At 40.8% G+C, this 12,566-nt stretch carries 10 protein-coding genes; 5 read left to right on the top strand and 5 right to left on the bottom strand.

From position 1 onward, the window contains the following. Positions 1 to 360: 360 nt before the first annotated feature. The 4 genes from EL101_RS00485 to EL101_RS00470 are packed head-to-tail and all read left to right on the top strand — an operon-like array spanning position 361 to position 4,854. Positions 361 to 1,458, top strand: a complete 1,098-nt coding sequence (locus EL101_RS00485; RefSeq protein WP_096595984.1) for an ABC transporter ATP-binding protein — start codon at positions 361 to 363, stop codon at positions 1,456 to 1,458. A 12-nt stretch (positions 1,459 to 1,470) separates the two neighbouring features. Then, positions 1,471 to 2,730: an extracellular solute-binding protein gene (locus tag EL101_RS00480; protein ID WP_096595983.1), complete on the top strand. Its 1,260-nt coding sequence runs from the start codon at positions 1,471 to 1,473 to the stop codon at positions 2,728 to 2,730. Positions 2,731 to 2,744: 14 nt separating this feature from the next. Continuing rightward, positions 2,745 to 4,013, top strand: a complete 1,269-nt coding sequence (locus EL101_RS00475) for a sugar ABC transporter permease (RefSeq protein ID WP_096595982.1) — start codon at positions 2,745 to 2,747, stop codon at positions 4,011 to 4,013. A 1-nt stretch (position 4,014) separates the two neighbouring features. After that, positions 4,015 to 4,854 carry a sugar ABC transporter permease gene (locus tag EL101_RS00470; RefSeq protein WP_019166790.1) on the top strand — a complete coding sequence of 280 codons (840 nt, stop codon included), beginning with the start codon at positions 4,015 to 4,017 and terminating at the stop codon, positions 4,852 to 4,854. A 55-nt stretch (positions 4,855 to 4,909) separates the two neighbouring features. On the opposite strand, the gene EL101_RS00465 is transcribed toward EL101_RS00470, so the two are convergent. The 5 genes from EL101_RS00465 to EL101_RS00445 form a co-directional block, all read right to left on the bottom strand. Next, positions 4,910 to 6,568 carry a glycoside hydrolase family 13 protein gene (locus EL101_RS00465; protein ID WP_096595981.1) on the bottom strand — a complete coding sequence of 553 codons (1,659 nt, stop codon included), beginning with the start codon at positions 6,566 to 6,568 and terminating at the stop codon, positions 4,910 to 4,912. A 34-nt stretch (positions 6,569 to 6,602) separates the two neighbouring features. Beyond that, entirely contained in the window at positions 6,603 to 7,571 is a 969-nt protein-coding gene (locus tag EL101_RS00460) for a sugar phosphate isomerase/epimerase family protein (protein WP_096595980.1), read from the bottom strand. A gap of 15 nt (positions 7,572 to 7,586) precedes the next feature. Further along, complete coding sequence (locus EL101_RS00455; RefSeq protein ID WP_096595979.1) at positions 7,587 to 8,627, bottom strand: Gfo/Idh/MocA family protein; 1,041 nt, start codon at positions 8,625 to 8,627, stop codon at positions 7,587 to 7,589. Positions 8,628 to 8,648: 21 nt separating this feature from the next. Further along, complete coding sequence (locus EL101_RS00450) at positions 8,649 to 9,725, bottom strand: Gfo/Idh/MocA family protein (RefSeq protein ID WP_096595978.1); 1,077 nt, start codon at positions 9,723 to 9,725, stop codon at positions 8,649 to 8,651. Between the two features lie 184 nt (positions 9,726 to 9,909). Continuing rightward, complete coding sequence (locus EL101_RS00445; protein WP_096539924.1) at positions 9,910 to 10,890, bottom strand: LacI family DNA-binding transcriptional regulator; 981 nt, start codon at positions 10,888 to 10,890, stop codon at positions 9,910 to 9,912. Positions 10,891 to 11,188: 298 nt separating this feature from the next. Between EL101_RS00445 and EL101_RS00440 the strand changes: the two genes are divergently transcribed. Then, entirely contained in the window at positions 11,189 to 12,430 is a 1,242-nt protein-coding gene (locus EL101_RS00440) for an aminoacyltransferase (protein ID WP_096595977.1), read from the top strand. Positions 12,431 to 12,566: the final 136 nt, after the last annotated feature.

Genomic DNA, 12,566 nt, shown 5'->3' with positions numbered 1-12,566 from the left:
TTGCCCTCATTGATCACAGTGCAAGTTTTCATGGTTGCCATTATGGACTGAGAATCAATGAGGGTTTTTTTGTGCTCAACAGGATTTCATGCCTCCATTTTTTAGAGCCAATCCCCTTCATATTACATTAAGTTTCCATAGTCTAATTACCACTTATCTACTAGGCGTATGCCCTGCCTTAGCTTTTTAATCATCACCTCTCTTTTTACACTAAAAAACTTCACGCAGACTTTTCTTCCATCATTCCTACATCTCAACTCAAAATGTAATCGTTTTCAAATTTAAATTGACAGGAGAAGAACTGGATTATAAACTATTTGTAAACGATTACAAAATTTAATCTTCACAGGGGGTATAGCTATGCCTGAGTTAAAATTGTCACATGTCAAAAAGGTTTACGATAACAACAACACAGTCGTGAAAGATTTCAATCTAGATATTTCTGATAAGGAGTTCATCGTCTTTGTTGGACCATCTGGTTGCGGTAAATCAACAACATTACGTATGATTGCAGGGCTTGAGTCCATTACAGGGGGAGATTTTTACATTGATGGACAACGTATGAATGATGTCGAACCTAAAAACCGTGACATTGCGATGGTGTTTCAAAACTATGCACTTTATCCGCACATGACGGTTTATGAAAATATGGCATTCGGGCTCAAACTGCGTAAATTCGACAAAGCTGAAATCGACAAACGTGTCAAAGAAGCAGCAGAGATTTTAGGGCTTACCGATTATTTGAACCGTAAACCGAAAGCACTTTCTGGCGGGCAACGTCAACGTGTCGCATTAGGGCGTGCGATTGTGCGTGATGCCAAAGTCTTTTTAATGGACGAGCCGTTATCGAATCTAGATGCCAAATTACGTGTTCAAATGCGCACAGAAATTTTAAAACTACATCATCGTCTGAACACAACAACGATTTATGTCACACATGATCAGACTGAAGCTTTAACAATGGCCACACGTATCGTCGTATTAAAAGATGGACACATTATGCAAATCGGTACGCCACGTGAAATTTATGATACACCTGACAATATTTTTGTCGCCCAATTTATTGGCTCACCTGCCATGAACATGATTGATGTGACAGTCACTGCTCAAGGCATTCAAATCGGTACAAAATTATTCAAATTAGCACACAAAAAATTCGAAAAGTTAAAAGAAAAAGGCTTTGAAAACCAAACTGTCACATTAGGAATCCGTCCTGAAGACATTCATGAAGAACCTATTTTTATTCAGGCCTCACCGGAAACAGCTTTCGAATCTAAGGTCATTGTCTCAGAATTATTAGGTTCTGAGATTATGGTGCACACACAATTTGAACAACATGAAATCGTTGCGAAACTCGACGCACGAACAAAAGTGTCAGCAGGCGAAACACATACACTCGCTTTTGATATGAACAAATGTCACTTCTTTAATCCAGCTACTGGAAATCGCATCATATAAGGGGGGATTTGCATGAACAAGATGTTAAAAGCAGCACTCTTACTCATCACCGCGCTTGTCGTCTTAACAGCTTGCGGTCCTAACCGTTCGCAAAAAGACATAGAAGCCGCATTGAATCGTGATAATACGAAAGAAAAGCCGGAAGAACTCACAATGTGGGTCGATGGTGATGCACAAATGGCCTTTTACAAAAAAATTACTGCGGCCTATACGAAAAAGACAGGCATTCCAGTTCGTCTCGTTAACGTCGCACAAAATGACCAGTTAGAAAATTTATCCTTGGATGCGCCAGCTGGTAAAGGACCTGATCTCTTTTTCCTCGCGCATGACAATACAGGTAGTGCCTATTTACAAGGGCTCGCTGCCGAACTGGATTTTACAGATGAACAATTGAAAGGCTTTAACAAACAGGCTTTACGGGCACTCAATTACGATAATAAGCAACTCGCTTTACCATCTATCGTTGAGTCAACAGCCTTACTTTATAACAAAAAGTATGTCAAAACGGCGCCTAAGACAATTCAAGAAGTCGAAGCGAATGCAGACCGTATTAATCAACCTGCTGACCATCAATACGGCTTTTTATTTGATGGTCGTGATCCGTATTTTAACTATCCATTTATGTTTAACCGCAATAATTACGTATTTAAGAAACATGGCGACCAGTATGATGTTCACCAAACTGGCATTAATGATCCACAAGTCATTAAAAATGGTAAGCGACTACAAAAATGGTACGAGAAAGGCTACTTACCGAAAGCAGCGAATCATAACATTATGATCGGTTTATTTAAAGATGGACAAGTCGGCCAGTTCGTGACAGGGCCGTGGAACCTGACAGAATTCCAACAAACACTAGGTGATGACCTCGGTGTGACAACATTGCCTTCAGATAATGGCATGAAGATGAGACCTTATCTCGGCGTACGTGGTTGGTATTTATCTGAATATAGCCAGTCTAAATATTGGGCGAAAGATTTGATGTTGTACTTAACAAGTCGAGATACACTTCAAAAATATACAGATGAACGCAATGAAATTACAGGTCGTCTCGATGTCAAATCGTCAAATCCAAACTTAAAGGCTTTTGAAGAACAGGCGAAAAATGCTGAACCGATGCCAAATATTCCTGAAATGAGACAAGTGTGGACGCCAATGGCAAATGCAAGTACGTTCATTTCAGAAGGTCAAGATCCAAAACAAGCATTAGAAAATGCAAATCGAGACATTCAACAAAACATCAAAATTTTGCAACCGAACGATAACGAATAGAAAGGAGTCGCCCTATGAATCAACGAAATGCTAAATTAGCGGCAATGCTATCCATCATTCCAGGCCTTGGACAATGCTATAATCGTCAATTTGTCAAAGGGCTCTGTTGCATCATCTTTTTCATCAGCTTTATTTCTGTGTTCTATCAGTTCTTTAACATTGGCTTTTGGGGACTCTTCACACTCGGAACTGTCCCTAAATTAGATGATTCACGTGTGTTATTAGCACAAGGGATTATTTCTGTATTACTGATTGCATTTGCACTCACACTTTACATTGTGAATATCATCGACGCGTATCGTACAGCTGAACGCTTTAATCGTGGTGAAGAAATTAAAAACCCGAAAGCACGCCGTATTGCAGCGTGGGACAAAACATTTCCATATTTATTAATTTCACCAGGGATGTTTTTACTCGTATTTATCGTTGTTTTCCCATTATTGTTTATGGGTGCGGTCGCATTTACAAACTACAACTTATACAATGCTCCCCCACGTCATACATTAGAATGGGTCGGTTTTGACAACTTTAAAACACTATTCACTATAGACGTTTGGCGCCATACATTTTTTAGCGTCATTACTTGGACGATTGTATGGACCCTCGTCGCAACGACATTACAAATTGCATTAGGACTGTTTTTAGCCATTATTGTGAACCACCCACTCGTGAAGTTCAAACGCTTCATTCGTACAGTACTCATTTTACCGTGGGCTGTTCCAGCATTCGTCACAATCTTAATTTTCGCAGCATTATTTAACGATGAATTTGGTGCGATTAACAATACTATATTACAACCATTATTAGGTGTAGCACCTGCTTGGTTGAATGATCCGTTTTGGACAAAAGTCGCATTGATTGCCATTCAAACATGGCTCGGCTTCCCATTTGTTTTCGCCCTGTTCACAGGTGTATTACAAAGTATTTCGCCAGACTGGTATGAAGCCGCAGACATCGATGGCGCGTCCAGTTGGCAAAAGTTCCGTCACATTACGTTGCCGCACGTCTTATTTGCGACAGCGCCATTACTTATTATGCAATATGCCGGAAACTTTAATAACTTCAACTTAATTTACCTCTTTAACGAAGGAGGACCGCCTGTACCAGGACAAAATGCAGGGAGTACAGACATCCTCATTTCTTGGGTTTACAGCTTAACATTCGAATTCAACAACTTTAACATGGGTGCCGTTGTATCACTCATTATCGGCTTTATCGTCGCAATTATCGCATTTTTACAATTCAGACGTACAAGCACATTCAAAGACGAGGGAGGGATTTAATATGAACCAAAAGAAAAAAGTTTGGAAAGCAATCGGGATCTATGGCTTTATCGCGTTCATGTTTGTCATCATTTTATACCCATTGCTTTGGACGTTCGGCATCTCGCTCAATCCGGGCACAACGCTTTATGGCGCTAAGATGATTCCAGACAATGCGACCTTTGCCAATTACATCTATTTACTGACAGATGAAAACAGCCAATATTTAACATGGTATAAAAACACTTTACTCGTCGCTTCGGCAAACGCATTATTTAGCGTGATTTTTGTCACACTGACATCTTATGCATTTTCTAGATATCGCTTTGTAGGACGAAAATACGGTTTAATCACGTTTCTCATCTTACAAATGTTCCCTGTACTCATGGCGATGGTGGCGATTTATATCTTGCTCAATACAATCGGTCTACTCGATTCTTTACTCGGCTTAACATTAGTGTATATCGGTGGTTCAATCCCGATGAACGCCTTCCTAGTTAAAGGTTATTTCGACACGATACCGAAAGAACTTGATGAATCGGCTAAAATTGACGGTGCGAGTCATATGCGTATTTTCTTCCAAATTATGTTACCGCTCGCAAAACCGATTTTAGCTGTCGTTGCCTTATTTAATTTCATGGGGCCTTTCATGGACTTCATCTTGCCGAAGATCCTCTTACGTAGCCCTGAAAAATATACGTTGGCAGTCGGATTGTTTAACTTTATTAATCATCAATATGCCAATAATTTTACAGTCTTTGCAGCTGGCGCCATTATGATTGCCTTACCTATCTCCATCGTGTTCCTATTCTTACAAAAGTATTTAGTTTCAGGTTTGACGGCTGGGGCAACAAAGGGCTAAAAAATACAAAACAAGCAGCGCACACAAACGCACTGCTTGTTTTTTTATGACATGATTAAAGTGCAACGACACATGCTTCATAAGGGCGTATGGCGTTAAAGTCCACCGTACCTTCATGATTATGGAGTAACACTTCTCCTTCATTTAACTTCAAATCTGTATGCAAACTTGCGACTTCTTCCGATAAATTGCCAATGACGACTACAGTGCGACCATCCAAACGGCGTGTATAAGCAAACAACTGGTCATTATCGGCATCGACCAAATCAAATTGCCCATACGTATATATGTCATCGGATTTCTTCAACCGAATGAGGTCTTTATAAAAGTTCAAAATCGACTTCGGAGCCTGTTCTTGTTGTGCCACGTTGATATCCACATAGTTCGGATTTACTGGAAACCATGGTGTGCCTGTCGTAAAGCCTGCATGGTCACTCGCATCCCATTGCATCGGTGTTCTTGAGTTATCACGACTGTCCATTCTCAGTTTCTCAAGTAATGCATCAACATCACCACCCGCTTCTTGCACAATGCGATATTCATTTTTAACGGACACATCATCAAATTGTTCAATGTCAGTAAACGGATAGTTCGTCATTCCAATTTCTTGGCCTTGAAAAATAAACGGCGTGCCTTGTTGTAAAAAGTAGACGAGCGCATGACTGGTCGCTGAAGCATACCAATATTGTTGGTCATCTCCCCATGTCGACACACGGCGCGGTTGGTCGTGATTTTCAATAAACAATGCATTCCACCCAATATTTTCCAACTGTTTTTGCCAGCGATTCAGCACTTGCTTGTACGCTTTAATATCTAATCGTGATGCCATATTATCCCATAACCCAAGATGCTCAAATTGGAAAATCATGTTAAAAACACCTTTGTCACTACCGACCCAGTTTTCAGCATCATCCGGGTTTACACCATTTGCTTCACCGACTGTCATAATGTCATATTGCGACAAGGATTTCGCCTTCATTTCACGTAACCACGTTAAAATACCTGGTTGATTCATCGCCACATCAAACGCAGGCGCATACTGTTGACCTTCTGGCACTGGAAGATTACCCGCTTCAAATGATTTCTTAATATGCGTAATGGCATCGACACGAAAACCGTCAATCCCTTTATCAAACCACCAATTCATCATGTTAAACACTTCATCGCGAACTGCTGGATTTTCCCAGTTTAAATCCGGTTGCTTCTCACTAAATAAATGGAAATAGTATTGATTCGTTGTCTCGTCATATTTCCAAGTTGACCCGTTAAAAATGCTTTCCCAGTTATTCGGTTCAGACCCATCTGTTGCGGGATCACGCCAAATGTACCAATCACGTTTTGGGTTGTGGCGACTTTGCTTAGACTCGATAAACCATGGATGCTCATCAGACGTATGATTGACTACAAGATCTAAAATCAATTTCATCCCGCGTGCATGCACTTTTTCAAGCAATTCATCAAAATCTGCCATCGTCCCGTACGTTTCACTAATCGCTTGATAATCACTAATATCATAACCATTATCTGCATTCGGTGATGGAAACATCGGACTTAACCAAATGACATCAATACCGAGTTCCTGTAAATAATCTAACTTTTCAATGAGGCCTCTTAAGTCACCTATGCCATCCCCATTCGAATCATTAAAACTGCGGGGATATACTTGGTACGCCACCGCTTCCTTCCACCATTGTCTGGCTGTTGTATCGCTCATTTTGAGACCTCCTTCACTTCCCATGTTGTTATGCTTAAGCCCACCACATATCGGGCGCTTGATCGTAAATATTGACTGATTTTAAATTTTCTACAGCTTTATGAAACCCTTCTTCTACTGACATAATCGGATCCTCATGTTCGATACTGAGCACATAGTCATAGCCATGAATTCTTAATTGGCTGATCATTTCGCCCCATTCGTAAGGACTATGACCATAACCGACTGTACGGAATGTCCAAGCACGCGTCGCAACTTGTTGATACGGTTGCATATCTGTTAAACCGTACATATTCACGTTGTCTTGATTAATGTACGTATCTTTCGCATGAAAATGATGAATCGCATTCGCTTGGCCTAAAATGCGGATCGCTGCGATAGGGTCAATGCCTTGCCACCATAAATGACTCGGGTCTAAGTTTGCGCCGATATATTCATTTGTGGCTTCTCGTAGTTTCAACAGTGTATATGGTGTATGTACGAGAAAACCGGCATGCAGTTCTATCGCAATTTTGACATCGTGTGCTTTCGCAAATGCTGCTAAATCTTGCCAATATGGAATGAGCTTTTGATTCCATTGATAATCGTAAATTTCAGAATAAGCTGTCGGCCAAGGGGTTACCGGCCAGTTCGGATATTTCGCACTGTCATCAGAACCTGCAATGCCTGAGAAAGTATTCACGACAGGGACACCGAGTAACGCCGCTAATTGAATCGTTTTGCGCAACGTTTCATCGGCTTCTTTTGCTTCTGTTTCATCCGGAGCAATAGGGTTGTTATGGCAACTGAAAGCACTAATCTCTAGCCCACGTTGATGAATTTTATCCATAAAGGTTTGTCGCTCATTTTCATCTGCTAATAATGCATCTAGGTTACAAAACTTATCACCTGGATTGCCACCTGTACCGACTTCAATCATATCAAGACCTGCTGCGGCGACATCATCTAACATCTGTTCAAAATCACGATCATAAAATAAAACTGAAAATACACCTAACTTCATATGGAACACACCTTCCTATCTTTGTATTGCGATACTTTGTCGTTCTCTATCACTTTGATAAATCGCATCAATCAATTGTGTCACACGTCTTGCCTCTTCAGGTTTGACTAATGGTTCGACCTCTCCAAAGCAACTGCGAATGAAATGATCCATCTGACGGGATGCGGCAACATCTTCATTTAAGCTGACATCCTGTTCTAAAATATGGTAACCGTCTGGTCGTGGTGCATACACTTCAAATGGGAATAATTGTAAGCCACCCGCATCACCTGAAATGCTCACGTCTAACTTGTCGTGATGAATATTCGCTGCCCAAGAGCATTCAAATTGCATACTCGCACCGTTTTCAAATGTCACATAACTGGTCGCATGGTCTTCCACATCAAAAGTCTTGAAATCAAATGCCCCCCACTCATTCAATTGCTGCGGCTGACGACTTAAAGCATTGTATGTACGGCCTAAAACTTCTGTCGGTTGCGCGTCTTCTAACAGCCACAATACGAGGTCGAGCACGTGACATCCATAGTCGATTAAACAACCGCCACCTTGCAATGCTTTATTCGTGAACACGCCCCATCCAGGCACTTTTCGCCGACGTAACGCTTGCACACGGGAGACTACCGGCACACCGACCGCACCCTGCGCGACGGCTTGTTTTGCTGCTTGTGCCACATCCGTAAAACGGTAATGGTATGCAATCGTTAATATGCGCGTATTGCGTTGTGCAGCTGCCATCATCGCATCACATTCTGCAGTCGTCATCGCCATTGGTTTTTCACATAGCACATGTACACCTGCATCGAGCGCAGCAACCGTCAAATCTGCATGAAACTTATTCGGTGTACAAATGATCACTGCTTCTACTTGTGCTAACAATGCTTCTAAAGTCGGCGCAACGTACGCGATCTCAAACTGTGTCGCAACTTCTCGCGCGAGTGCTTCATTCACATCATATACACCCGTAAGTTCTGCACGTTCATGTTGCTGAATGAGTGGAATATGGCGGTCTCTAGCAATGCCGCCAGTGCCTATTACACCTATTTTTAATGGTTTCATCGTGATGTCTCCTTTGTTGTCTTAATCAAAATAAACCGCTTTACCAGTACGAGCAGACTCATAAATCGCTTCTAATATTTGTGTAACGACAAGCGCTTCTTCAGGTTTTACACGAGGCGGTGTATCGTTTTGAACACAGTCTATCCATGCCTTTGCTTCTTCCAACGCTTCATCCACAGACTCACCTTCGTAAAAATCGACACCTTTATTGTCCAGTTCGATATGTTTCGTATACAATGCCCCTAATTCTTCGCCGTGAATACGTAAGCCATCTTTCATATCCGCGCCGCCCTTTGTTCCTGATAACGAACACTTCGCTTCATCTACGTCTAAAGAGTTAAGTGCCCACGCGGACTCTAAAATAATTGTGGCGCCATTTTTCATTTTAATAAATCCGAATGCTGAATCTTCTACAGTAAAGTCTTTCGGATTCCATGGTCCCCAAGCATTGGCGGCATTTTCTTGCTGGCTTAATTGATGGAATGTAGACCCCATGACAGCAGCTGGTTCATAATTATTCATCATCCAAAGTGTGAGATCTAACGCATGTGTCCCAATGTCAATGAGCGGTCCGCCACCTTGTGCTTCTTCATCTAAAAAGACCCCCCAGTTCGGCACAGCACGACGTCGAATGGCATGCGCTTTACCAAAATAAATATCTCCTAAATCTCCACGTGCAGTCACTTGATGCAAAAATTGACTGTCAGCACGAAATCGATTTTGGTAACCAATCGTCAGTTTTTTACCTGTCCGCTTTGCAGCATCTAACATTTGTTGCGCCTCGGCAGTGGTTTTGGCCATTGGTTTTTCACACATGACATGTTTATTTGCTTCAAGTGCATGGACCGTCATGTCACAATGAAGATAGTTCGGTGTACAAATATGTACGACATCAATCGCTTGATCTTTTAATAGTGCTTGATAATCTTGATACACTTTTGCATCAACCGTTCCGAACGTTGTGGCTGCTGTCTTTGCTTTTTCGATGTCTATATCGCAAAATGCCACTATTTCTACGTCATCGATTTGCGCTAAACTCGGTAAATGTTTACCATTCGCGATGCCCCCACAACCAATGATGCCTACTTTAATCCCCATACAACACACTCCAATCTTTGATGATATTTCCGTCTCTTTCAGTTCGATCGTGTTTCTATATTTTGTAATCGATTACATTTTAAAATATAACAAAAATGCACCCTATTGTAAACGGATTCACACAGGATGCATCAACTTATTTTACGATCATCAACGCGCATTAATCAGATACATTTGAACGGTTTTAAGTCGATTGGCGTATTAACAACTCACCTTCAAGTAACGTATCGCGTTCTTCCAAATCTTCTCCTTTTAATAGCACTAACAACTTTTCCATCGCACGTATCCCGATTTCAGTTGCAGGTTGTGCGTAAGTCGTCAAACCTGGGTCGACAATTTCTGACAAAATAATGTTATCAAATCCTACGATCGCCATATCTTCAGGAACACGTTTCCCATGCTTTTTCAACTCTTTCATAATGCCAATTGCCATTTCATCATTTGCGACAAATAACGCAGTCGGCATCTCAGCTTGTTCAACTAATTGCTTGCCAATGCGATAACCCGACTCTAAAGAAAAGTCCCCTTCTATCACCCAATCATCACGTACCGTTAAACCATGGCTGTCCATCGCTTCACGAAAGCCTTGCAAGCGGTATTGACCTAAAATCCCATCCAACGGGCCTGTAATATGTCCCACTTTCGTATGTCCAGCTTCTATTAAATGACGTGTCATCAATGCAGATGCTTCAATATGATTAATTGAGACAGAAGGCACATCGATTTCTTTAATTTGTTCACAAGCGAGCACAAGGGGGTATTGCGCACTGACTTTTTCTAAATTTTCAAGATCAAGATAGGACGTCAGCACGATCATGCCATCGACTTTCTTTTCATACAAATAAGAAAAATATGTATCGCCTTGTTGATTTTGCGTATCTCCGAGAATCACTTCATAGCCGTGTTCTCGTGCAATATTTTCAATGTTTCTGAGTATCGCTGAGAAAAATGAATTGGTAATATCCGGTACAACGACAAGAATCGTCATCGTCTCCATTTTACGCAGTTGTCTCCCGATATTATTCGGATGGTAACCGAGAGCTTTTGCGGCTTCTAACACACGTTGTTGATTTTTCGGCTTGACCTTCCCCGTATTACTGAGCACCCGTGAAACTGTTGCTGTCGATACATTTGCTAACTTTGCGACATCCTTTACACTTACCATAGTCCTTCCCCTTTTATGTCTTCGTAATAAATTAAATATAACACAAAACATACCTCATCGCCTTGTAACTGCTGATTCGCTTTCGTCTTAGTTTGAGCGTGTACGATGACTTGAGCCTTTTTCACGCCCACCTTATATTCTATTATCTCATATTTCACAAATTTTACTATTTTAGAATACTAAAGCGACAGATGGTATTGGGTATTGGGCATTGCACGGCATAAAATATTTTGAAAATGTCTGACTACTTTAGTATATTTAATAATGTATGAAACCAAACTAAGAAAGCAGGGTTACCATGTACTTTACGCAATTGAGTGTTGAAGCTTTTGACGACTTTGTAACAAACCACTTTTCGCATTATACGCAAGACGCAGGGCACTACCAGTATAGAAATAAATACAAAAACGATGTCCATTTAGTCGGTGTTAAAAACGATCAAGATGAAGTGATTGCGGCTTGTTTATTAACCGAAGCGCGCGCACTTAAATTTTTTAAATATTTTTATACACACCGCGGTCCAGTATTAGACTACAACAACCTCGAACTGGTCCAATTCTTTTTTGAGCACCTCACACAATACTTAAAACAACAACGCTGTCTTTATGTGTTAGTCGATCCATATGTGCGCAACCATATTCGTGACGCAAAAGGGAATATTACACAACATTTCGATCACGCACCACTTTTCAAAACGTTAGACCGCCTCGGATACAAACATCAAGGCTTTCCTATTGGTTATTCGAGCATGAGTCAAATTCGCTGGCTTTCCGTACTTGACCTAAAAGATAAGTCCGAACAACAACTTTTAGAAGAAATGGATTACCAAACACGACGTAATATTAAAAAGACATATGAAATGAATGTTCAAGTGAAAACTTTGCCCATTGAAGAAACAGATCGCTTTTTCAAACTTTTTCAAATGGCCGAAGAAAAACACGGCTTCACTTTTAGAGACTTGCCTTATTTTGAAGAAATGCAGAAAATGTATGCTAAAAATAGTATGCTCAAATTGGCTTATATTGATTTAAATGACCTTTTGAAGAAACAAACTGAGAAATTAAACACTTTAAAAGCGACAATTGCGGAAACTCAAGAAGCGTTAGAAAGTCATCCTAACTCTAAGAAAAACAAAACTAAGTTAAAACAAACGGAACAACAACTCCAAGCGCAGGAACGTAAAATTGAAAAAACACGTCAATTAATTGCTGAAGATGGTGAAATATTAGATTTGGCTGCGGCGATTTATATTTACAACAATCATGAAGTGTATTATTTATCGAGTGGATCGAATCCTAAGTATAATGCGTATATGGGTGCCTATCGATTGCAGTGGGAAATGATTCAGTTCGCCAAACAGCAAGGTATTGACCGTTATAATTTTTACGGTATTACCGGTGATTTTACGAAACATGCGGAAGACTATGGGGTGCAGCGTTTTAAAGAAGGTTTCGGTGCGCATGTAGAAGAATATGTCGGTGATTTTATCAAACCGGTGATGCCGATGATGTATCGCTTATCTCAATTGTTGAAACGATAGAAGGCATAGGGAAAGTTCAGTGATATCCTAGCTCTATCAAAATATTAAACCACGTATCCCCTGAATAGCGAAGATGCGTGGTTCATATTTGTGCGTTTTGAAAGCCATTTTATCGCAAAAAACAGTGGTCTCCCCT

Source organism: Staphylococcus delphini (assembly GCF_900636325.1).
GTDB classification, from domain to species: domain Bacteria; phylum Bacillota; class Bacilli; order Staphylococcales; family Staphylococcaceae; genus Staphylococcus; species Staphylococcus delphini.
The sequence above is the reverse complement of the archived record's forward strand: the minus strand, read 5'-3'. Positions and strand labels throughout refer to the sequence as shown.